Annotated in this window: 14 protein-coding genes; 2 read left to right on the top strand and 12 right to left on the bottom strand. The window is 42.3% G+C overall.

The genetic code is table 11. The features are described 5' to 3' along the window. The first annotated feature begins 136 nt into the window (after positions 1–136). A complete protein-coding gene (locus ACW6PM_RS08865) occupies positions 137–1,939 on the top strand; it encodes a S8 family peptidase (protein WP_456056919.1) in 1,803 nt (600 codons plus the stop codon). A gap of 323 nt (positions 1,940–2,262) precedes the next feature. Here the strand turns inward: ACW6PM_RS08865 and ACW6PM_RS08860 are convergent, their stop codons facing one another. From ACW6PM_RS08860 to ACW6PM_RS08820, 9 genes are all read right to left on the bottom strand, one after another. Next, positions 2,263–3,198 carry a calcium/sodium antiporter gene (locus ACW6PM_RS08860; protein WP_456056918.1) on the bottom strand — a complete coding sequence of 312 codons (936 nt, stop codon included), beginning with the start codon at positions 3,196–3,198 and terminating at the stop codon, positions 2,263–2,265. 282 nt (positions 3,199–3,480) lie between these two features. Next, positions 3,481–4,995, bottom strand: a complete 1,515-nt coding sequence (locus ACW6PM_RS08855; protein WP_456056917.1) for an AAA family ATPase — start codon at positions 4,993–4,995, stop codon at positions 3,481–3,483. Positions 4,996–5,182: 187 nt separating this feature from the next. Then, positions 5,183–6,577, bottom strand: coding sequence for an alanine/glycine:cation symporter family protein (locus ACW6PM_RS08850; RefSeq protein ID WP_456056916.1), 1,395 nt, complete (start codon positions 6,575–6,577; stop codon positions 5,183–5,185). Between the two features lie 170 nt (positions 6,578–6,747). Beyond that, positions 6,748–10,272: a penicillin-binding Tp47 domain C-containing protein gene (locus ACW6PM_RS08845; protein ID WP_456056915.1), complete on the bottom strand. Its 3,525-nt coding sequence runs from the start codon at positions 10,270–10,272 to the stop codon at positions 6,748–6,750. A gap of 18 nt (positions 10,273–10,290) precedes the next feature. Beyond that, complete coding sequence (locus ACW6PM_RS08840) at positions 10,291–10,827, bottom strand: Gx transporter family protein (protein WP_456056914.1); 537 nt, start codon at positions 10,825–10,827, stop codon at positions 10,291–10,293. Between the two features lie 29 nt (positions 10,828–10,856). Then, on the bottom strand, positions 10,857–11,723 hold the full coding sequence (locus ACW6PM_RS08835; protein WP_456056913.1) for a 4Fe-4S binding protein: 867 nt from the start codon (positions 11,721–11,723) through the stop codon (positions 10,857–10,859). Then, positions 11,724–12,140, bottom strand: coding sequence for an FMN-binding protein (locus tag ACW6PM_RS08830; protein WP_456056912.1), 417 nt, complete (start codon positions 12,138–12,140; stop codon positions 11,724–11,726). Between the two features lie 32 nt (positions 12,141–12,172). Then, entirely contained in the window at positions 12,173–14,044 is a 1,872-nt protein-coding gene (locus tag ACW6PM_RS08825; protein WP_456056911.1) for an FMN-binding protein, read from the bottom strand. A 57-nt stretch (positions 14,045–14,101) separates the two neighbouring features. Continuing rightward, a complete protein-coding gene (locus tag ACW6PM_RS08820) occupies positions 14,102–15,181 on the bottom strand; it encodes an FAD:protein FMN transferase (RefSeq protein ID WP_456056910.1) in 1,080 nt (359 codons plus the stop codon). Between the two features lie 245 nt (positions 15,182–15,426). Between ACW6PM_RS08820 and ACW6PM_RS08815 the strand changes: the two genes are divergently transcribed. Next, a complete protein-coding gene (locus ACW6PM_RS08815; RefSeq protein ID WP_456056909.1) occupies positions 15,427–16,878 on the top strand; it encodes a sodium/proline symporter in 1,452 nt (483 codons plus the stop codon). 121 nt (positions 16,879–16,999) lie between these two features. Here the strand turns inward: ACW6PM_RS08815 and ACW6PM_RS08810 are convergent, their stop codons facing one another. From ACW6PM_RS08810 to ACW6PM_RS08800, 3 genes are all read right to left on the bottom strand, one after another. Beyond that, positions 17,000–20,635, bottom strand: coding sequence for a glycosyl hydrolase 53 family protein (locus ACW6PM_RS08810; RefSeq protein ID WP_456056908.1), 3,636 nt, complete (start codon positions 20,633–20,635; stop codon positions 17,000–17,002). 517 nt (positions 20,636–21,152) lie between these two features. Continuing rightward, positions 21,153–23,360, bottom strand: a complete 2,208-nt coding sequence (gene nrdD / locus ACW6PM_RS08805) for an anaerobic ribonucleoside-triphosphate reductase (protein WP_308650741.1) — start codon at positions 23,358–23,360, stop codon at positions 21,153–21,155. A 416-nt stretch (positions 23,361–23,776) separates the two neighbouring features. After that, positions 23,777–24,229, bottom strand: a complete 453-nt coding sequence (locus ACW6PM_RS08800; RefSeq protein ID WP_308500485.1) for a MarR family winged helix-turn-helix transcriptional regulator — start codon at positions 24,227–24,229, stop codon at positions 23,777–23,779. Between the last annotated feature and the right edge of the window lie 19 nt (positions 24,230–24,248).

Here is a 24,248-nt window from a genome sequence, read left to right as displayed (position 1 = left end):
GAGTATCGTGCGATTTTGCGAATGTGCGTGGGGTGGTCATGAATAATTACGATTATAACCTAATCATACCAAATGTATATTGCTTTTGTCTTTTAAGATTTTTTTAATATTTTACTAATAAAAAATGGAGGTTATCATGGAAATAACTTTTAGTGAGAAAATTTCTCCACAGCTGTCCGCCGCCCTGCTTTCCACCCCTTATGAGCTCGGGAAGGAGGGTGGGCTTTCAAGCGGCTATCTGCCTGAGAGTGACAGCTGGGAAGTGATAGTGAAATATGTCGGTGACATCGAAAAAATTAAAGAAAAATTTCCCTCTGTCCTTATCACGAGGCTGCTCGGAAACTATGCGGTGCTTGTAATTGAGAAATCCCTCGTAAATACCGTCGCACTGTGCGATGAAATCATATATATGGAAAAGCCAAAGCAATTTAACTACGATGTATACGAGGGCTCGCAGGCCTCATGCATCACTCCCGTACACACCAATCCATACAATCTGACCGGAAAAGGCGTGCTCGTAGGCATTATCGACTCCGGCATTTACTATGCCCATCCGGCTTTTATACAGGATGGCATAAGCAGAATCGCCTATCTGTGGGACCAGACTGTTTCTGATGATTCCTCAAACACTGATGCCATCCCTTTTGGCACCTTATATGACCGCGACACAATCACAAAAGCCATAAATGCAGGAAACAGCTTAGAGATGCAGCGCATCTGTCCAAGCATCGACCTATCCGGTCACGGCACGCATGTGGCAGGAATTGCTGCCGGAAACGGAAATGATAATAGTAATGAACAAAATACGAAGTATCGCGGTGTCGCTTATGAGAGCACTCTTATAGTCGTAAAGCTTAAAACCTCAGGTGGTGCCAGCTTTCCCACAACCACACAGATCATGCTGGCAGTGGACTTTTGCATAAGAAAATCTATCGATATGAATATGCCTATCGCCATAAACCTAAGCTTTGGCACAAGTAACGGCTCACACAGCGGCACCTCACTGCTTGAAGCATACCTGGACTATATAGCAGGAAACTACCGCTGCGCTGTCTCAGTCGGCTCAGGTAATGATGGAGCCGGCTTTGGCCATGCAAACGGCAGCTCATACCCTGCCGATGCGGAGCTTGCAATAGGCTACCCTGAGCCGTCTCTTTCTATAGATTTATGGAAAAAATACTGGGATGAAATACAAATACGCATTACCGCACCAAATAATGATATGCTGCAGATTCCCGATACAATTACCAATCAGGCAAAAGGCTTTACCTACAGATACCGGCTCGATGGGACAGACATATATACAACAGGCGGCGGTCCCTCTCCCTACTCTCCATTTCAGGAAATATTCATTGAACTCATGGGATCAGAATATATATCCTCAGGCATCTGGAAAATATCACTTGCGCCCATATCTGTAAAGGACGGCTCATGGGATATATGGCTGCCATCAGGTGCTCTGCGCAATGCACAGACCTCATTTATCCACGCATCCCCCGATATCACCCTGACCATCCCCTCAACCGCCCAAAATGTCATCTCCGTCGGAGCCTATGACAGCCGCACAAACCGCGCAGCCGCCTTTTCCGGCCGCGGCTATACATGGGCCTTTAACAGCATAAAGCCTGATATCATAGCGCCCGGCGTGGACATTATCTCTTGCTCAAACACCGGAGGCTACACTTCAAAAACAGGCACCTCCATGGCTGCGCCGTTTGTGACCGGTGCGGCTGCGCTTCTGATGGAATGGGGTGTTGTGCGTGGAAATGACCCCTATATGTATGGCGACAAGCTAAAGGCCTCTCTGATAAAAGGTGCGGGAGAAAATGTATTTACATCTGCCTCAGGAAAAGTCTCTGAAAATACTGCCAAAAACGCAAAATACCCCAACCCTGTAACGGGCTGGGGTACATTGTGCTTACTGGATAGTATTCCTTAACGGAAGCTGCTATTCGTATACATGCTTCTGATGCTTCTTTGCATCTGCCTTATTCTTTTTCTTCAATGGATGCTTTGGGTTTTTATCCATTATAATCGCTTCCTTCCGTTCGTTCTGACTACGTTATACACCTGCAATTAGCACTTGTCAAGTGAGAGTGCTATTTTTAATCAATTGTTTATATTTATTGCAAAATCACTATCATTTTGATATTAAATCACTAATTTGTATGCACAATTATTGACTGTTTGCTAGATTTAAATATTGTCTCTTCATCCCACTCTTTTTTTACTACAGTCATCACAATTCCGAAAAATACATCATTACATAACTGCCAAATATACAAAATACGCCGCATAGCAAAGCAGCATCACCACTCCGCATGGCTTTCTAAGCTCTTTGTATCTTATCGTGCCGCCCCACAGGAGCACACCACACAGGATTGCCACAACTGTATCAATCACAAACCTGCTCTCAAACGGTACCGGACAAATGAGAGCTACCGTTCCGATTACAAATAGTATATTGAAAATATTGCTGCCGACTATATTTCCTATTGCAATTCCTGCATTTCCCTTGCGTGCTGCTGAAACAGATGTCACAAGCTCCGGCAGCGATGTACCGAATGCTACGATTGTCAGTCCGATAAAGCGCTCACTCATGCCACAGGCTCTCGCTATAGTCGTGGCACCGTTTACGACAAGCTGGCTTCCAATCACGACGCACACACCGCCCAGCACAATAAAGAGCAGGCATTTCCATACAGGATATAACTTTACAGACTGCTCATCGCCGCTGTCATTGCCTTTTTTGGCAAGGAGATACAGATAAAACAGATATGCAATAAATAAAATCCACAGTATAACTCCCTCCATGAATGTGATTTCATTACCTGTCATTCCCATCACGAGAAGCACTGCTGTGATAAGAAGCATGTACGGTATCTCGTATTTGAAGGTGGTTTTTTGTATGGCTACATTTGTGATAAGTGCCGTCACTCCCAGGATTATAAGGATATTTAGTATATTGCTGCCGACTATATTACCGACTGTGATACCCGCATTACCCTTTATTCCTGCTGTGATGCTGACTGCCGCCTCCGGCAGCGACGTGCCCATCGCCACAATCGTAAGTCCAATCACAAGCTGCGGAATACCAAATTTCCCGGCGAGCGCCGCAGCTCCATCCACAAACACATCCGCGCCCTTCACCAGTGCTACAAAGCCTGCTACAAGCAGTAAAATTGCTACAAAAATCATAATTTTCCTCCTTCTGCTGTCCTTTTTAAGGATGCCTGATTAATTGATAGTTACAGCTATGTCCTATCAGCAGAAGGCTTTTATATACAAAAAAGGCGACACTTCTGCTGTATAAAACAACAAAAGTCTCGCCATTTAATCACTCTCCGGATTGCTGTCATATATATGATATGTATGAGCAATCGTACTGACGGATAAGTAAGCACTTTCGCGCCGGCTACTCCCTTTCACTTATATATTATGATATGCCAACGCAGGATATTCGTCAATAGGGAAATGTGCTTATTTTTCATATTCCTCTATGACGCAGGTATGATGCTTTTTCTGCCCATTTTGACTATCATAATTGATTCCAACCAAAAGAAGCTTTCCCTTATAGCCTGCCAGGGCTCCCTCATAGTGCCTGTCCTTAATCTGTTTAACTGCAGCCTCGGCAGTCTTATCACACTTTAATTCAATTATAATTGCCGGGCGTTTTCCGGCATTTTTTCTTGGTATAAATACCATATCTGCATATCCTTTGCCCGCCGGCATTTCTCTGACAATATTGTAATATGCCGGTGCCGTAAAATAGGCCATTGTAAGAACGCAGCTTAATGAGTTTTCATCATTATATCTCAAAACAGATGTATATGATTCATGTGCAAGCTCAATTATTTCTGCCACTTTATCACTTTCACAATTAATTGTAGCCCTTAACAATTCATCACATCTGGCAATTGATTTTCCAATTTTTCCCCAATCTCCTGTGCAAAGAGCTGCCTGATATGCCTTTTTCACTTCATAATTTGGAATAAATGCACTTTCTTCCTCTCTGTCATATCCCAGATATCCCAAATGAATCAGAGCTGTCAAAGCTTCATCCTTTGAAGAAACAGTAGAAAAATCATTCTGAAAAGTTTCGGTGTTTACATATAATTTTTTTCCTGACAGCATATTGACAATATCATCCCTCAAGCCCTCATAATTCATGTTTATAAATGTATTGATTGACTCAAATGATGATGTGTTTTTCCAATAAGAATCAAAATCCCTGTAATTAAGTGCCATCGACACAGAATTCGGATTATACATATGCATACCATCTAGCAGATAGCCATTGTACCAGGCTTTCATGCTCTCATAATCCATGTTGTATCGCCTGCACAGCATCATGACTTCTTCTTCTGTAAAACCATAATATTGTGTAATCGGCCTGGATTTAAGCATTGTAAACTCCTGAAAATTATTCAATGCCGATTCGTCCTTTATTTTTTTAATCGGAAGTATCCCGGTTATATATGCCAAAGCAAGGAAATACTTTGATTCCTCTGATTTAAACAATGAATGAAGAAACTGTAAATAATTATGAATCAGATTCTGGTCATCACTATTTCTGATTAAACAATCCCATTCATCTATAATAATTACAAACTGTATCCCGGTAAGCTTATAAACAGACATCAGTATAACACTGAATTTCTTTGAGAAATCAACCTTTTCTTCAAATTCATCCCTCAAATCCGACACAACGTATTCCTTGATTTTTTCAATGATATTTGCCTTATAATCATCCCAAAATGATGAAATATCAAGATGTATGACATTGTATTTGTTCATATGTTTTTTATATGCCGGATTTGTTGCAAGCTTAGTGTCTTCAAACAACTCTGCTGAATCACAGCCCCTACTATAATATGCATCTATCATTCCGGCAGCATGAGATTTTCCAAATCTCCTTGCATGGCTTACTGCAATACATTTATCATCTGTCGACAATCTGCTATTTAACTCATTGAGCAGTTCTGTCTTATCCACATATATTCTACTGTTTTTTGACTGTAAAAAACTCTCATTTCCAGGATTAAAGTATATTCCCATCCCGTCTTCACCCCTTTGACATATAAAAATCAGCTATACTTTTTTATAGTATAGCTGATTATCTATACAATTACAAATATTAAATGAATCTCAAGATAAGTTTAAATACACATATAATAATTTCCTAACGGTTGCCTTTTATCTCCGGCTGGAATTTCTTTATATCACTTGCTATCTCACCACTTAAAAGAAGCATACAGATGAGGTTTGGAATAGCCATAAGTGCGTTTGCGATATCTGAGAAGTTCCACACCAGGCTCAGAGTCTGTGTACAGCCTATGTATGCCACGAGTGAGAAAATCACCCTGTAAATCATGTTGAACCTGTGTGTGCCGAGCAGATACTCAAAGGCCTTCTCTCCGTGATACTCCCAGCCAAGTATTGTTGAAAAAGCAAACAGAGTGATACCAATTGTCACAAGCCAGCCACCGCCTGTTCCAAGCACTGTCTTAAAGGCCGCTATGGTGATATCAGAGCCTGTCAGGTAGTCTCCGGCAGCATCTGTCATGCCAAGCACTCCTGATGATGCGATTGCAAGTCCTGTGATTGTACAAACAACTATTGTATCCCAGAAGGTTCCTGTCATATTGATATAGCCCTGGCGTACCGGATTGTCGGTTGTGGCTGCCGCTGCTGTGATTGCAGCTGAGCCCATGCCTGCCTCATTTGAGAATACGCCTCTTGCTACACCATAACGCATAGCATTCATCATTGACGCCACGATTGTTCCACACATTCCGCCGCCCACTGCCTTGATAGAAAATGCCATCTTGAAAATCATTGCAAGACCAGCCGGAAGGTTAGAGATATTTCCTATTATTACTATAAGTCCGCAGATTACATAGAAGATAGCCATGACAGGCACAACAACCGATGAAACCTTTGATATTGACTTGATACCACCTACGATGATAAGAAGTGCAAGCACTGTAATAATTATTCCGGACAGCCAGGTTGGCACATTGAAGGTAGCCTTTAATGCACCTGATATAGAGTTGCCCTGTGTACTGTTTCCGATGCCAAACGAAGCTACCACTGCAAAAAATGCAAAAAGCCATGCTAAAACAGCTCCAAGCTTCTTATTCTTTATTCCCTTTTTCATCGTATACATCGGGCCACCGCTCATCTCGCCCTTTTCGTTTACCTCACGGTATTTGATGGCAAGCATACACTCGGAAAATTTTGATGTAAGTCCAAATGCTGCTGAAATCCACATCCACACCAATGCTCCCGGTCCTCCGGAAACCATAGCTGTAGCGACACCTACTATATTGCCTGTGCCGATTGTAGCCGCAAGCGCCGTGGTCAGTGCCGAGAACGGTGATACATCGCCCTCGCCTCTGCTCTTTGTGCGCGCCTCCTTGCTGAGTGTGCTCTTTAGCGCATATCCCAGGTTCCTCCATGTCAGAAATCGCGTCCGAAATGTCAGATAAATTCCTGTTCCAACCAAGAGCACCAACATAACCGGTCCCCAGACGAAGTCATCAATTGCTGAAATAACATTACTCAATTCTTTCATAATACATCCTCGCTTTCCTCCAACCATGCATAAAAATGCAAAAAGAGCGATGTATGAACAACATCGCTCTTTTGTTGGATTAGTTATTAAATTAAGCCCTATTTTAAACTTTTTTCAGGATATGTCAAGAGAAAGTTTTTCTTAACTGTAAACTAAATCATTTACCTATATTATTTACGGTTTGGCTTTTTCGCAAAAAGTGCTGCTCCCACCAGACTGATTGATGCAAACGCCAAAGCGAGCATGCCCATAAGAGGATTTGTATCACCTGTCTTTGAAGCCTTCTTTACTGTTGCTTTTTTAGCTGCACTACCTGTTGTGTTAATAGTAGTAGAATTTGACTTATTTCCTGTTGCTACAGTTGTATTCGTACCGGCACCATTAGAGCTTCCTGCAGCTCCTGATATCGCACCTGTGCTTCCTGTACCGGTTCCAGATGTTCCCGGATTTACAGCTTCCTTCTTCTTTAAGCCTTCAATAGCCTTATTGAGTGACGCAACTGCATTGTCAACCTTTGTCTGGTCATCCTTCTGCTCAAGTACTGCTTTTGCACTTGAAAGCATCTGTGAGAATGTTTTCCAGCTGTCTGCTGTATAATCAGCCTCTTTGAGTGTATCTGCTTTTGCAATTGCACTCTCAAGTGCTTTAGTATCAATGACTACAGGCTTCTCATATGTAAACGAAAGCACATCCTTATATCCTGTTGCTGATACCTTGATTTCAAAGCTTGAGCCCTCAGCAAACGGAGCCTGAGTAGTATCAATTGTACCATCTTCCTTGATAAGCTTTACAGCGCCCTTGCCTGTTGCCGGATAATCCTTACCATTTACATTTACAGACTTGATTTTTCCAATAAAATCTGCAAACTGTGCTGCTGTTGCGCCATCTGCCATTTCAAGCTTCGGTGCTGTTGCATCATTATTGTATGCTGCAGAAACTGCCTCTGCATAGAGCTCGAATGTGGTAGTGATTGGTGCATATTTTTTGCTCTTATCGGATACTGTCAGCGTATACTCTGTATTCTCTGCATCCTTAGGATATGTAATTACAAGCTTATTAGTCTGAGTATAGCTTGCTGCATATGTTGACACTGCTGATGCTAATTTTTCCTCTGTAACGTTAAATCCCGTTACTTTATTTCCTTTTGCATCTGTAACTGCATATTCTGCGTTAAAATCATCCGGAAGTGCAACGTCAAGATTAGTCTGTCCTGCTGATACAGCTGCATTTTCTGCTTCAACAGCTGCATCCTTAGCGTGCTCAAGCACCTTGTAATATACAGGTAAAGTGAAGATTCCCTTACTTGTATAGTATGTCACATTTTTAATCGTCTTTCCAACCATAGACTTGTAGTGCTCAGATGAAAGTGTACATCCGTGTGAATCTGTAACAATTCCCACACTCCATGCAAGCTCCTCTGTTTTCCAGATATTTTCCACATGACGCATAGCATAATCTGTGTTGTCATCGGTGCTAACAATAACACCGTAAACCACATCATCAGCTTCAAAGCCCATAGCGTCCTTTATGCCATCAAGATTGAGCTGATAGTCTCCATACTTTGTTTTTGTCTTGAACTTTGTAGTTACCTTGTCAGAAGCTATCTGCGTCTTAGTTCCATTTACAGCGCCAAATGACAGCTTTTCATCTGTGCCTACTGTTGCAGTCTTGTAATATGAAGGCACCTCACTAAGTACATAGTATGAATAGTCAGCACTCTCAAAAAGAGCCTTCTTTCCCTCATATGTTGTTGTAGAAGTCTTGCCCTTCATATTGGTTGTGATATCTACCTTACTGTCATCTGTAATCTTTGTATAACCCTTATTGTTATCATAGAAATCATCTGAGACCTTTACCGGGAAGGTTACACCGTTTATGTGCTCTCCTTCTGCATCCGCATGATATGAGCCGGCTGCCAGAGTATTTCTGGTCTTCTGCTTTGTGGCAGATGTTGTGGCATCTACTGCGACTGAATTGTTATTAAGATCAGCCTTGTAAAACTCATCATATGGGATATTCATGAGTACATACTGTGATTTCAGATTATTTACAGCGTCTGTGAGGTGTGATAATGCTTCCTCTGCTTCCGATTGCATGAGGTCAGTCTTTGCTAAAGCCTCCTTTGCTTCCTTAAGCTCGGTCTGCATATTTGACCATGTTTTATCAGTATAGAGCTCATTGTTCAGCTTATCAGCCTCCGAAACCTTATCGGAAAGTGCCTTCTTTGAAGTCTCATCTGCCGGCACCTGTGGTGTAACTATATTTGCAGCTGTTGCCTCAAAATTATATGTATAGTCCTCATATCCCAATGCATAGATTGTTACAGACCAGTATCCTGTTCCATCATATCCACTTGGCAGGCTGCATCTGAGTGAATCTGTAAGACCAAGCTGGATTCCCATAGACTTATGCATCCAGTTGTCTGATGCAAACTTTGTGCCATATGTGGCAAGTGCTTTGGTTCTTGTGCTGTCATTGCCATAATATGTCCACTTAACTGCCTGCATATTGGCTCCAAGATCACCATAGTTACCGTTAAAATCAACTCTTAAAAACTCTCCGTATGATCCGCTTGCAGCCTTAACTGTACCTGTAACATCGGCTTTTTTAAGAGAAGTAGCTTTCACACCGGAGTCAGTTCCCGTTGCTCTGGCAGAAAAGCTGAAGCTTCCGTCTGCGTTCTTCGTAACAGTCTTAAGACCGTTTGTGTTTTCTGTAACGTCTGCTGTCTCGTCTATTGTTTTAAGATTGCCCTCTCCGAAACCGCCTTTTAAATCAGAACCGTTCTCGTAAACTGTATATTTTGCCTTAAATGCCTCGTAATCTGACACTTTTACCTTTACAGGTACAAACTTAAGTCCTGTTACTTTGTAGTCCTTTAGCTTAAGAGTTGTTCCATCTTTGGTAAATACACCCCTATTGTAATTATATTCAGTACCATCTGTCATGACAGCAATTTGCTGATTGTTTTCGCCTGTCTTCCAATATGAAAGATTGAGTGTCGTACCTTCTTTAGTCTCGACAATAGCATTACACTGGAAGCTTCCTCTGTGAAGACCGTGATTTGCAGTAGCACGGGTTACTGTATCAAAAGCTCCTTTATCTGATTCATCATGTGAATCCATTTCACTTGAAGCCGCTGTACTTCCCGCAGCCTGAACTCCCTCAGCAGCCCAGTACTCAGCCCATGTAAGCCCTGCATAGCAGTATACATATTTTTCTTCTGCCGGCTTTGACTCCTCCTTAGCTGATGCCGACTGGATTGCTTTAAGAGCTGCTTTTTTTACCGCGCTTGATGTACGTGTTGCTCCTGAAACAGTATCCCAGCTGCTTATTGTCTCTTCTGTTGCAGCCTGACCTATCAATGACTCATATCCTGGCTGATTTTTCTTTTTGTTGCCTGTTTTAGCCTTATTAAAATATGAATCGCTTTCTTTATCATATGTACTTCCAGGTGTTACAGATATGCTGCTTATCTTTCCATCCTGTACTCCTACCGATACTGAAATGTCATATTCATTCCATTCGTTGTCATCATCTTCTGCTGCTTTGACGATTCCTGCACCAGTATACGTTCCGTCAGCCGCCACCTGGCTGCCTGTCACTGCAAATGCACTTGTCGGAAACATAGTGGCTGTCACCGATGCTGTCAGTGCAAATGTAAGAAATTTCTGTGCTAAAATCTTTCTCTTCATTTTTTCCTCCTTAAGATTTTAATGCTTTATAGTTATATTTAAAAAATTTTTCCCGCTTATTCCTACTGCGGGGAAAACCTTTTGTGCGATAATTCCTATCAAAAGTCCTGTCACCGTGCCAGCCACAAGAAGCGGTGGCAGATAATACACCACCGCAGTGCTTTTAAGCACTATCGCGGCGGCCAAAAGCTGTCCTATATTGTGGCTTATTCCACCGGCCACACTCACACTGACCATCGAAAACCTGTCAGTTTTCCTTATAATAAGCATCACCGTAAGACTTAACAGACCACCTGCCAGACTGTATATGATGGAAACACCGTTTCCAAACATAAAGCCCACGAGAAATATCCTCATTATCACTACAGCAAGCACCTCACAAGGCCCAAGGAAAAATATTCCAAGAACCGTGACCAGATTTGCCACACCAAGCTTAATACCCGGAATACCTATACTTATAGGAATAAGGCTCTCCACATAGCTGAATATCATCGCAAGCGCCACAAGCATGGCGCCGTATGCTATTTTTCCTGATTTAGTCATATTTCTTTTCATTTAGTTTAGTTCTCCATAATACCTGCACGCTACACACCAAGCCATACACATATAGCTATAAGTATCGCAGCTCTTATGCCTGTAAACCACAGCTCATTTCCACGAAGCTGCTTTATACCTGTATGAATATTGCTCTTTGGACATATTCCATTGCATTTCTGACACTGGAAGCAGTCACCTGATATCCTGCCTGAGCTATCATCCGGTAAACCTATGTCACACGGACATATCTTCTCACAGGCTCCACAGCCCTTTATGCAGCCTGCCCTGTCTCTGTGCAGGGTAAAAGTAGATGCTATAGGGAGTATTGAAAAAACAGCTCCCATCGGACACATAAAGCGACAGAAAAACCTCTCCTGAACACACATACCGATGATTATAAGCACAAGCAATACTGCACCTATAATATATGAACCAAGACCTAAATTTCCTGCCCGAAGCATTGAGAAAACATCCCACGGACTTGTACCCTTCAATGAGCTGTATGCTCCCGGATAACATAGAAACAATATAATTGCAAGTATCACATATTTCATATAGGTTAGCTTTTCTGCAGCCTTCGCCGGTATACTCACCGGCTTTTTCTTAAGCTTACGGCAGCATGATACATATATTGCATGCACCGCGTCGCCAAAGCTGCCGAATGCACAGGCAAAGCCACAGAAGAATCTGCCGAATATCATTGTGTACACGCAAAGCATCAGAAGCACAGCTACAAATGCTGTAAGCTCAATTCTGTTTCCTGAGCCAATCTGTGTAAAAATATACTTGACGCCATTGAACGCTGCCGTGAACATTGACGGAAAAAGTATGAAAAATAAAAGCTGTACCCCTGCACGAAACCAGGTCTGTATCTTTCTCTTTCTAAGCTTTGAATTCATGGCTTTAAATTTCATCTAATTCACCGCCTTTTCAAGTGCCTGCTTAGTGGCATTTTTTATTGCGGTTGAGCTGAATGTCGCACCGCTTACCGTGTCCACATCCGCAGACTGTGCCGAAACGATGGACGGTATGATATTCTCTGCCATCGCCAGATATGCACCATCTTCCTTCTCTGCCGATGTGATGTCAACCGATGATATTTTTCCTGCCTCGATTGTCACCTTAACATCTACATTTCCACCAAAGCCCTCTGCACTGCCTGTGTATGTACCATCCTTATACGCACCCTGACTGTCTGCTCCTTCAGTTTCTGCAGCAATACGCTGTGTATTTTTATTCTCCATTTCTCTTTTATCTATTGTCATGTTGTATCCCCAGAGAGACGATACAACTATAAACAGGCTTGCCAGTCTGATCCAAAATTCCTGCATATTATCTCCATCCTGTAAACGTCCTTACGGTTTTATTTCTTTTTAGCAGCTTCAAGCGCGCTCTTACAGCCATCAATTATAGCCTTTGATGTGCATGTGGCATGAGAAACAGTATCAATGCTGCTAAAGTCGATGCTGTCTGCATTTGCCTGTGATGTAAGCATAGAAACCATACCCTGCTGATTTTTTGTGCCATCTGCAGCCTTCTTTATATAAGAAGCATTTTGTGAATCTCCGTCTCCCTTTACATCTGTAATGGAAACTATCCTGTCGTTTGCTATAGTCACCTTCATGCTCAGGTTATATGCACTAAAGTCCATGTCATCATCCGGTATGCACAGTGTAGATACTTCATATGTGCCATCCTCGTATACATTTGTGGATGTATCATTTTTTTGAAGTGCATTTATTGCAGCCTGAAGCTTTTCCTGTGCACGGCTTACATCCTTCTTAGTAGACTCTGCCGATTCCAAAACCTCCTGTGCGTCACCCAGACGTATCTGAAGCAGATACCAGCTAAGCTGTGTATACTGTGTGCCATCAAGCGATGCTTGCGACTGCACAAGCTTAGACAGGACTGCCTTGTCCTCATCTAGCGCAATATTGCTGTCAGCCGCATTATTACTGTTGTTATTATTACCACCTGAATTACCGTTACCGGTATTCTCACCTGCTGTTGTTTTTCGTGCTTCCTCAAATGCCTCCTTTACAGCTCCTATGAGTCCCTTAGAGCTGTAGGTTGCTCCTGATACCGTATCCACATCTGCACTCTGCTTTTTCATCATATTTTTTAACACATCCATGGCATTAGTGATAAAAGGCTCATCATCTTGTTTTTCCGTAACAAGAATCGCTTTAAGAGTCTTATCCTGTATGACGACAGCCACCTTTATGTCACCCTTGTAGCCCTCTGACGTGCCGTAGTATATACCGTCAACATATGGAAGTGTACCCTCTGTGCCATGTTCAGATGCACTGCCTGAAGAATTTTCATCAGTCTGTCCATTTCCCGATGTCTCTGCAGCACCCTGTTTATCTGTATTATTGCCAGCTGTATTTTCGCTCACAGCTGCCTGGCTTAATGCGTTTCTTACAGCAGCTATGATTCCACGCGAGCTGAATGTCGCACCTGAAACTGTATCCACGTTGGTGCTCTGCTTTTCGACTATTGTATCAAGCAGCGATGATGCACTCTTCACATAGCTGTCACCATCCTTTGTGCTGACTATACTTATAGCAGATATCTTTCCGCCTGCTATATCAACCTTTACTTTTATATTGCCGGCAAAGCCTTTTCCTGTGCCGTAATATGTGCCATCCTTATATGCTGATGCGTCCTGCACTGCAGCTATCTCTGCCGAAGAGCTGTCAGATTCTGACTCTGATGTGCTTTCCTGTTTTGATTTTCCTGTAACACCATTATCCTTCTCACCTGTCAGAGCATTTTTCACTGCTCCGATTATGCCGTTTGAGCTGTATGTAGCTCCTGATACAACATCCACATCCAAGGACTGTGACGATATAATCCTGTCTATCACACCCTTTGCCCTGTTGAAAAATGCCTCATCATCCGATGCTGAAAGTATATCTATAGAAACTATTTTTTTATCAAGAATGGTGACTGCTACTGTTACCGACCCTCTATAACCTGTCGCACTGCCCTTATATACACCATCTGCAAGGTCGAACGAGCCTGTAGCGGTCTGCGTGTCCTCAGTGGCGTTCTCTGTTTCTGTTTCGGTATCTGCCATACTCTCTGAAACCTGCTGCTTTTTATCCTTTGAAGGCTCACTCGCCTTTGCCTGATATGTGCTCAGCGAAATCACTACACATGCGGCAACCACAAGTGACACTCCCAGAGGAGCGTATACCTTTATCTTTTCCAAAATTTCCTTGAATTTCATATATACCTCTTATATTTCCGATAGCACCGCTATCTGTACATATACTTTTACTCTGTATTATTCTGCACTGATTACTTCATACTCATGGTCAGATGAATAGTCGGCTGCTATACCGGCTGAAATATACATATTGTCATCATCCGTAAGCAGTACAAAATCAAATTCATCACTGTGAGCCTTCCAGAACTCACACGCCTTGTCCTTTCCCATGATAAACAAGGATGTAGACAGTCCATCTGCGAGTGTTCCGTCATCACTCACAATAGTAACTGATTTAAGTCCGCTCTCTGCCGGATAACCTGTAGCAGGATCTATGATATGATGATAAATTTTTCCATCCTGTTCAAAATATCTCTCATATCCCCCGGATGTGATAACCGCCTTGTCGCTCACATCAATCACTCCGATATACTGACTTTCATCCTCAGGACTTTGCACAGCTACTCTCCACTTGCTGCCATCAGTCTTTGTCCGATAAGTCTGGACATTGCCTCCAAGATTCACAAGACCGCTATCCACGTCATACTCCTTGAAAATATCCATGATTCTCGATGAGGTATAGCCCTTTGCTATACCACCAAGGTCTATCTCCATACCGGCATCCTCAAAGGAAATCTCTCTGCTTTCACTGTCGTAATTTATTTTTGAAACATCTGCAAGCTTAAGCAGCTCTTTAAGAGCCGCATCATCCGGCACCTTAAAGTCCTTTGTCGGAAATCCCCACTCTTTCATAACAGGATATATCGCTATATCAAAGGCTCCATCAGTCATGGTACTAAGCTCAATTCCTCTCTGCACGAGATATCCCCCATCCTCCGACAGTGTGGCTGACTTATTCACATTCAGCTTTGCTATTTCACTGTCTTCATCTCCTGTCGAAAGCAATGCATCAAGTCTCTTTATCTCTGCTATAGATGCATCCACAGCTTTTTTTGCATTCTTACCGTATGCAGTCACTGTCATATATGTATCCATTGCAAACACTTCCTGTGAGGACTCATTTACAGACTTTGATTCAGTGTTTATTCCTTCCTGCGAAGCTGTCGTATTCTCTGTCACATCGCTGCCACCCGAGCTACAACCGGTCACTGCCAATGCGACTGTCAGTAATATCGCAGCTACTGTCTTATTTTTCACCTTATTACCTCTTATCTAAAAATATATATTGTCAGCTTACGCACATTAAACTAACTCATGTATTATCTTCCTATCTATGATTAGTTTTTGCTAACTTTGACATTTTATTTTATATCTCGTTTTATGTCAATAACAGTTCACGCAAAAAATGCCTATCGAGTTTTTTTATCATTAAAATTTTCTTGCCTTTATCGCGCTAACGTGGTAGCATGGTTACTAAATAAACTATTAAAGAGGTACTACAAATGAAAACATCAGAAATTATTGTATTTATCGTCTATCTGCTGTGCATGCTGGGTATCGGTATCTTTTTCTTCGTGAAAACCAGAAACGGTGGAGAAAAGACCTACTTCCTCGGCGGACGTGAGATGGGACCATGGGTTGCGGCGCTGTCAGCCGGAGCCTCAGACATGAGTGCATGGGTGCTCATGGGACTTCCTACTTCTATCTATGCACTGGGCTTAGGTCAGGTATGGATTCCTGTTGGACTTGCAATCGGCTACACTATAAGCTGGCTGCTTGAAGCACCGAGACTGAGAAAATTCTCGATTGTAGCCAATGACTCAATCACCATTCCACAGTATCTGACCAACAGATTCCTGTCAAAATCACTTGCACTGCAGGTGATTTGTGCGATTGTATTTTTGGTTGCATACACTATTTATGCAGCATCAAGCGTAAAGGCCTGCGGTACTCTTTTCCACACTGTAATAGGAATGGATCCACAGATTGCCATGTATCTTGCAGCGGTTGTCATCGTAGGCTATACCTTCCTCGGCGGCTTCTCGGCTGTATGCTGGACAGATTTCTTCCAGGGCATGCTCGTGCTCGGCTCTATGTTTATAGCACCGATTTTTGCGGCATTTATGCTTGATACATCATCCATGTCAACTCTCCCGGGCGGTTACTTAAACCCATTCTCAAGCTGGCAGGATATCGTCTCAGGACTGGCATGGGGACTTGGTTACTTTGGTATGCCACATATCATCATCAGATTCATGTCCATCAAATCACAGAAGGATTTAAAGAAATCAGCAAAAATCGGAATCACATGGACCTTGCTTATTGTATTTTTTGCAACCTTAATCGGAGTAATCGGAAGACTTTTCCTTGGCTTTGACGAATCAATCAATGAAAACTCTCTTGTTTTCATCCAGATTGTAAGAAAGATTTTCCCGGGTGTTATCTCAGGTATATTGCTCTCAGCAGTGCTTGCCGCTTCCATGAGTACCGCAGACAGCCAGCTTCTTGCTGCTTCATCTGCTTTCTCGAGTGATGTGTATAAGCCTGTCATCAGAAAAGGTAAGGCAAGTGACAAAGAGATGATGTGGACCGGCCGTATTGTCGTTCTTGGAATCGCTGTTGCAGCACTCATCATCGCATCAAACCCTAATGCCGGCTCTATCATGGCGCTTGTTTCAAATGCATGGGGTATCTTTGGTGCTGCCTTTGGACCAGCCATCATGCTCAGCCTCTTCTGGAAGCGCTTTAACTTCAAGGGTGCTGTTGCAGGAATCGTAACAGGTGCTGCAGTTGATATATTGTGGTATGCATTCCTCACATCAACCGGAATCTACGAGCTGCTGCCGGGATTTGTTTTCGGACTTATCGCAGCCGTTGTTGTGACTCTTTGCACAAAGGAGCCTTCAAAAGAGGTTTATGAGCTTTTCGATAAGGCTCAAAAATTTGATGAGTAATTAAAATAATTAATCAGTTAAGCACATAAGTAAAACCGTCGTACCCTGCCATTTACGGCCCGGTACGACGGTTTTATTTTTAATTTGTCTTATGCGTTATGTTGTTCTTTTAAAACACTTGCTATGCCTGCTCCTTTTTACGGTTCATAAGAGCTGCGATTGATACGCCAAGACCTGACATTGCGATAACAAGCCACATATACATATTGCTGTCATCTGAAGTCTTTGCTGCACTTGCAGGAGCTGCTTTAGTACCTGCATTGGCATTTACCTTTACAAAGGCAAATGTACTGAAATGATCTGTCTCAAATACGAGCTTACCATCTGCTATCCTTGATGTGCATGCTGTGAGCTTGTCTCCATCTACACGGAACACCTTGATTGCCTCATTGTCAGCTAATGCAAACGGCATATCCATAGTTACCTGAACCTTGTCTGCAAGCTGATGAAGCTGTGTGGTGCCATCTGTCAGATTAAGCTCATATATTGAAACATCCTTTACTCCTACAATTTTATCCTTTACTACATCTGCAACCTTTGCCACTTCCTTCTCATCAGTTACCTTCTTTGACTCGAATTTTACTGTATCCGGAAGGATTCCCTTAGTGTCCTTTACAGTTGTTTTGGTGTCGGATGTGCTTGATACAACCGCTCCCGGTGTAAGAGCCTTTGCAGGCTGTGTAGCCGGTGCTGTTGTTGGTGCTGTTGTGCTGCCTTTGTTGGCATCGTCCTTGTCTGCGCCATTATCCTTGTCAGTGGTGGTATCACCGCTACCTGCATTGTCCTTGTTGTTATCGTCAGTAGATGGGGTATCCGGCTTCTTATTTTCATCATCACCGGTATTACCATTGTCGGCATCACTCTTATCTGCTGACTTTGTCTGATATAAGTATAGGTCATCAACTGTTCCCCAGCCACCTTTTGCACTCACGATTCCGACAACAAGAGTAACCTCGGTTTCCTTTTCAAGCTTAAACGAAACACTTGGAGTCTTCCAGTTTTTCCAGCCTGTAAGTGTTACATTGTCCCCCTTTGCAATGACATTACCTTTGGAATCAACAACCTTAGCATAAAGCTGATCTCCGTCGAATCCCTGTCCTACATACTCGAAAGTATACTCTCCTGAATCAAGTGTAATTGCTTTCTTGTATGTAATTTCTGCCTCGGCTAAATCTGTACCGGCATTGTACCAGTGAGCACATGCTGCTCCTGACTTTTTATCATCCTTGGTAGAAGAAACTGAATCAACAATCTTGTTATTGGCTGTAAAATTATCAGCCTTTTCAAAGCCTGCATCATCTGCATCTGTAATAAGATTTTTCTGCTTTATAACTACTGTACATTTTGTTGTACCTGTTGTCTTATCTTTATAAGCACCACGCTCGATTTTTCTGCTGAATTTGACAGTTCCCTCTACAGTGTATGTTCCTGCCTTTGAAAAATCAATCCCCTCTGTATTCCAAACAACGTTCTCTTCAACTTTTTCGGTATTGTATGTCACATTGACTGTTTTTGGAAGCTCTATCTCTTTTCCTGCCTCTGCTGTGACATTTGCTGTTTCTATATCCTCAACTCCGATTTTGGTTACCTTTGCGCCTGTCTTTACGTAATTCCATACCTTAAGACCTGCTGTTGCTGTTCCATCCGGATAAAACATTGCCTGGTTGTCTACAGCGGAACCGCCATACCATTTTCCTGCATCCTTTGGATCATACTCACCGCCGTAGCTTGCTGCCCAGCCTGAGCCTTTTTCTTCCCATATCTTTTTATTTGCTTCATATCTAGCTGTTGCGTCTGTCTCTGAAAGACCTGTGGTATCTCCCACGGTAATCCATGCCGGCTCCCAGTAATATACACCGAGTCCGCCCGCCTCATTTACAGCATTGATGAGGTTTCTGATATATGTAGCCTGTCCCTGCACTGTGAAAGGCTCTGTAGCATCTGCCGAGTCATCATTATTTCCCTCACGGACAGTATTTCCATGACCATCTGAATCATCAAGCGTATATGCATAGCTTGTCTCTACAACCATTGCATCCTTGTTGTGCTTAGTCTGAACATAGCTTATTTCTTTCTTTAAATTGCTCAGTGTTCCATGCCAGTATGGATAATAGCTTGTTCCAAGAATATCATAATTTACATTATTTTTTTCAAGATTATCTGACCATTTAGTAAGTGTATTCTTCTGTGGACTTTCCACGTGGATCACAACCTTTACATCACTGTTGTAATCCTTAACACCTTTTGAGCCTGCGGAAAAGAGCTCGCACATGGCATCTGTTTTTGTTTCTCCTATAAAACCGCCTGTTGTCTCATTTCCAACCTGAACCATATCTACAACATCCTTTGATGCATCAATTGTGTTTAATGATTCATTGATAAACTTTTCTACAGCTACGGCTTTCTCATCAACTGTATAGCCCTTCCATGCCTTAGGCACCATCTGTTTACTCGGATCTGTCCAGAAATCTGAGCAATGGAAATCCACAAGCATTTTTATTCCGGCACTGCGGCATGCATCAGCAATTTTCTTTGCGGTTGCCACATCGTTATTTCCACCGCCATATCCATTTCCGTTTGAATCATATGGATCATTCCATACTCTGACACGGATATGGTTTATGCCGTTTTCTGCCAGGAATTTGCAGAAAGCTGTCACATTGTTGATTTCTTTTCCGCTATAATCCTTGTATACAACACCACTGTTGAACTCTGTTATAACAGATGAAATGTCCATTCCCATTATGAAATCAGAGGACAAATCCTTTACCTTTGCAACAACAATATCGTCATTATCTACTGCAGTATCGATTTCAGGCGCCTTTGATGTAATGGTTGTACATGCAGAACCAAGCTCCTTGCCATCAGCATCTTTAAGCTGGGCTACAACATAATACTTGCCGGCTGACTTTGTAGTGTAAGCTGCCTTAAGAGTTTTTCCGGAATCTTTATCGTTTTCTAATGTTCCGTCCCTCAATCCATCTGTGTGGTCGTTCCATGTGTCAACCCACCACCATAAATTTACTCCCTCAGGAAGTTCACTTACTTCTTTTCCATCATATGTAATCTTAGCTTCAAGATTGACTGTATCACCATTTTCTACTGATACTTCTGTCTGGTTTACTGAGATTGTGTAGCCTTTCTGGTTTTCTTCTGAAGAGTCAGTATCATCCGATTTTGTTTCATTAAGCTTTTGAAGCTTGATATTGTCAATATCGCCCCAATAGCCATTCGTAACCTCTCCTCCAATACATATATCAACATCTTGTACAGCTTCAATTGTAAATTCATCAGTCGTAACTGTTTCCCAATTATCCCAGTCTGTTGTAGCCGGAAGTTCTTTAGCCTGTTCCAAATATTTCACATACAGACCTGATTTAACATCTTTTTGTCCATCCTGATCAATTGAAATCCTATAGGTTCCCGGCTCAACGTTCTTGATTGTTTGAGATAACGAATTGTCCCCAGTTATGTTATTTATCTTTGTAAACTGAGTTGTATTATTTTTCGCATACTGATCTTTTGTAACAAAAAGTCCACTTCCCGTTGACTTAGTCCAACCTGTTATACTTCCATCCTCATTTATAGACGACTCAAAATCTCCATTCACCACATACTCTGTGTCTACCCACTTTGCGGTTTCCTCTGCTGCCTTAACCTGCTCTGTGCCCAAATCCGCCACAGCGCTCTGGCTTAGAAGCATTGCAAACACCAGTCCGGCACTTGTTATAGATGCCATTTTTCTCTTCCTGCTCATATTTTCCTCCTTGTTTTTATGCAGTGATAAATGACTATCGAATTTGTAAATATTAAAGCCATTAAGCCACTGACATGCACATTCACAAATTGCATGTCACACATGATTTCATCTGTTTCATGCGCAACAGCGCAATCGGTTGCAATAACTATATTTACAGTTTATACATTAATCGTTTACGTTTCAATAGACATAAACGCCAACTTATTCCTGCGATATTTGGCAAAAATACATTAATTTAATATTTGTAAATATGGGAAAATATACAAAGATTAGTATGTTCAAACGGTTATTCAAGAAATGATATTCACATTGATTTTGTGGAAATTTCACAATAATTTTTACGCGTTTAGAAGTATAATAATTTTTTATGCAAGCTAAATATATTAATATGCATCAGAATTTTCATTTTTTGCATGGGCAATTTGTCAGAGTCCACGGTACTATATAAAAAAGCCGTACCGCAACTTATGAACTATTTTCAAAAGCTGCCATACGGCATATTTTTATTTTACCTCTACAGATGAAGCACTCTCTCTTTAATCTCCTGGGTCCTTCCCTGATTCCAGAACTGTGTGCCGATATATCCGCATGTACGGCGGGCTACACTCATCTTATTCTGGTCACGGTTGCCACAGTGCGGGCACTCCCAGATGAGCTTTCCTGAGCCCTCTTCCTCCACGATTTTGATTTCTCCGTCGTAGCCGCATACCTGGCAATAATCGCTCTTTGTATTCAGCTCTGCGTACATGATATTGTCGTAGATGTACTGCATAACTGAAAGCACTGCAGGGATATTGTCCTGCATGTTTGGTACCTCAACGTAGCTGATAGCACCACCCGGAGACAGCTTCTGGAACTGTGACTCAAACTTGAGCTTGTCAAATGCATTGATCTGCTCTGTTACGTGCACATGATAGCTGTTTGTGATGTAGTTCTTGTCGGTAACACCCTCGATGATACCAAAGCGCTTCTGTAAGCACTTTGCAAACTTGTAGGTGGTAGACTCAAGCGGTGTGCCATATATACTGAAATCGATGTTTGACTCCTTTTTCCACTGCTCACATGCATCGTTTAAGCGCTGCATTACCTTAAGCGCAAACGGTGTGCCCTCTTTTGGCTCTGTGTGTGATACATCCTTCATGTAGCGCACACACTCACACAGTCCCGCATAGCCGAGTGAGATTGTTGAGTATCCGTTGAATAATAACGGGTCTATAACCTCTCCCTTTTTCAGGCGTGCAAGCGCTCCGTTCTGCCAGAGAATCGGTGCCACATCGGATTTGGTACCAAGAAGCCTCTTATGTCTGCACATAAGCGCTCTGTGACAGAGCTCAAGTCTCTCATCAAGAATCTTCCAGAATTTTTCCTCATTCTTTTCTGATGAGCATGCCACATCAACTAGATTTAATGTGACTACACCCTGGTTGAAACGTCCATAGTATTTACGCTTGTTTGGATCAAAGTTCTTTGCTTTTGCCACATTGCCCGCTGTCTGTGAGCATCTGTCCACTGTGAGGAAGGAACGGCAGCCCATGCATGTATACACATCTCCGTCCTTAAGCTCCTTCATGACCTTCTCTGAAATATAGTCAGGCACCATTCTCTTTGCAGAGCACTGTGCGGCAAGCACTGTGAGATCCCAGTACTTTGAATCCTCTGTGATATTGTCATCCTCAAGCACATATATGAGCTTCGGGAATGCCGGTGTGATATATACACCCTTTTCGTTCTTTACGCCCTTTATCCTCTGGTGCAGCATCTCCTCAATGATTGCAGCAAGATCTGCCTTTGTCTGAGGGTCTGATACCTCATTCAGGTACATGAATACTGTGATAAACGGTGCCTGTCCGTTTGTAGTCATGAGTGTGATGACCTGATACTGAATCATCTGCACACCGCGGTTGATTTCTTCCTTGACACGAAGCTCTGCGACCTCGTTGATTTTTTCCTCATCCAAATCAAGTCCAACGCTCTCGAACTCCTTTAGTACCTGCTTTCTGAACTTCTCACGGCTGACCTGTACAAATGGTGCCAGATGTGCAAGCGAGATACTCTGTCCACCATACTGTGAGCTGGCAATCTGTGCGATAGCCTGGGTAGCAATGTTGCAGGCTGTAGAAAAGCTCTTTGGTGTATCAATCATAGTCTCACTGATTACCGTGCCGTTCTGAAGCATGTCCTCAAGGTTTACCAGACAGCAGTTGTGCATATGCTGTGCAAAATAATCCGCATCATGGAAATGGATAAGTCCCTTCTCATGTGCCTCAACTATATCCTCCGGAAGCAGGAAACGGCGTGTGATATCCTTGCTCACCTCACCTGCCATGTAGTCACGCTGTACACTGTTTACAGTAGGATTCTTGTTGGAATTCTCCTGCTTTACCTCCTCGTTATTGCACTCAAGAAGGCTAAGAATCTGCTGGTCCGTAGAGTTTGACTTACGCACGATTGCTCTCTTGTATCTGTAAGTGATGTAGTTTCTTGCTACGGTAAAGGCACGCTTGTTCATAAGCTGGTTCTCTACCATATCCTGTATCTCCTCAACGCTTGGAGAACGCTTCATGTTCTCACATGCAGTCTCCACATTGCTTGCTATTTCCTCAATCTGATCAGCAGTAAGCTTCTCATAGTCCAGCACCGAATCGTTTGCCTTTCTAATGGCAGCTACAATTTTAGCTGCATCAAATATGTCCTCACTGCCGCTTCGCTTGATGATTTTCATGTAAATTTCTCCTCTCTGTATATTATATGCCATAAAATCTGTCATCCTATATATAGTGCTGCCACTTAACCCGCATACTATATATATGTATTTTATCATGTGTAATGGCACAAAATATGCAGCTATAAATGAGATGTAATCATTAATTAATGTCACAGCCCGTCAATGTAAAGCAGGCGTTTCATCAAACAATTACGATATAGCTACATATAAAATGCCATATTATTTAATACAAATCTGTGCATCTGTCTTTTGATGACAATCTAAATTATACAAGATATTGTTGCTATGTCAATACGCTCAACAATATTTTGTAGCATTTTGGCTTATTGCACAAAAAAAGCCACAATATTTATGCTACTTTTTCAACTCTATAGTCATTTTGTTCCCGGTAGTTTCGAATAGTTACTCACCGGTTACATGTTGAGCTCTTCCATATTGTCAATCACCCTGTCCAAAAAACCAAGCATCGTGTCAAACTCTTCCTTAGAAAAGCCTTTGTGCATGGCTTCCTCTATTACCCTTATATTTTCTCTCACCCTGTTTTCGTGGTCAAGCGCTTTTTGCGTCAGCTCAATCCTCTTAAGTCTGGCATCATTTTCCATAGGTGTGCGCACGATATAGCCGTTTTTTTCAAGACTTTTAAGCATATTGGTCACGGTTGCCCCCGACAGGTGAAACTTAGCCTCGATATCCTTTTGAAATATATTTTGGCCCGGATTGTCCATAATATATCCAATCATCATGCCCTGGCTTCGCGGTATACATTCGGTTTTGCTGCACCTTTTTCTGTCAAAATATCTGTCTATGCTCCTGCTGATACGCCCTATCTTGTGTCCTAAATATTTATCCGGTGTAAACTCCTTCATAACTGAAATCCTTTCATAA

This window comes from Agathobacter sp. (assembly GCF_977054825.1).
The sequence above is the reverse complement of the archived record's forward strand: the minus strand, read 5'-3'. Positions and strand labels throughout refer to the sequence as shown.

Bases quoted from the DNA above. Each gene is read 5' to 3' on its own strand.
- ACW6PM_RS08865 (WP_456056919.1), top strand. From the start codon at position 137: ATGGAAATAACTTTTAGTGAGAAAATTTCTCCACAGCTGTCCGCCGCC.
- ACW6PM_RS08860 (WP_456056918.1), bottom strand. From the start codon at position 3,198: ATGATTTTTGTAGCAATTTTACTGCTTGTAGCAGGCTTTGTAGCACTG.
- ACW6PM_RS08850 (WP_456056916.1), bottom strand. From the start codon at position 6,577: ATGAAAGAATTGAGTAATGTTATTTCAGCAATTGATGACTTCGTCTGG.
- ACW6PM_RS08845 (WP_456056915.1), bottom strand. From the start codon at position 10,272: ATGAAGAGAAAGATTTTAGCACAGAAATTTCTTACATTTGCACTGACA.
- ACW6PM_RS08840 (WP_456056914.1), bottom strand. From the start codon at position 10,827: ATGAAAAGAAATATGACTAAATCAGGAAAAATAGCATACGGCGCCATG.
- ACW6PM_RS08835 (WP_456056913.1), bottom strand. From the start codon at position 11,723: ATGAAATTTAAAGCCATGAATTCAAAGCTTAGAAAGAGAAAGATACAG.
- ACW6PM_RS08830 (WP_456056912.1), bottom strand. From the start codon at position 12,140: ATGCAGGAATTTTGGATCAGACTGGCAAGCCTGTTTATAGTTGTATCG.
- ACW6PM_RS08825 (WP_456056911.1), bottom strand. From the start codon at position 14,044: ATGAAATTCAAGGAAATTTTGGAAAAGATAAAGGTATACGCTCCTCTG.
- ACW6PM_RS08815 (WP_456056909.1), top strand. From the start codon at position 15,427: ATGAAAACATCAGAAATTATTGTATTTATCGTCTATCTGCTGTGCATG.
- ACW6PM_RS08810 (WP_456056908.1), bottom strand. From the start codon at position 20,635: ATGAGCAGGAAGAGAAAAATGGCATCTATAACAAGTGCCGGACTGGTG.
- nrdD (WP_308650741.1), bottom strand. From the start codon at position 23,360: ATGAAAATCATCAAGCGAAGCGGCAGTGAGGACATATTTGATGCAGCT.
- ACW6PM_RS08800 (WP_308500485.1), bottom strand. From the start codon at position 24,229: ATGAAGGAGTTTACACCGGATAAATATTTAGGACACAAGATAGGGCGT.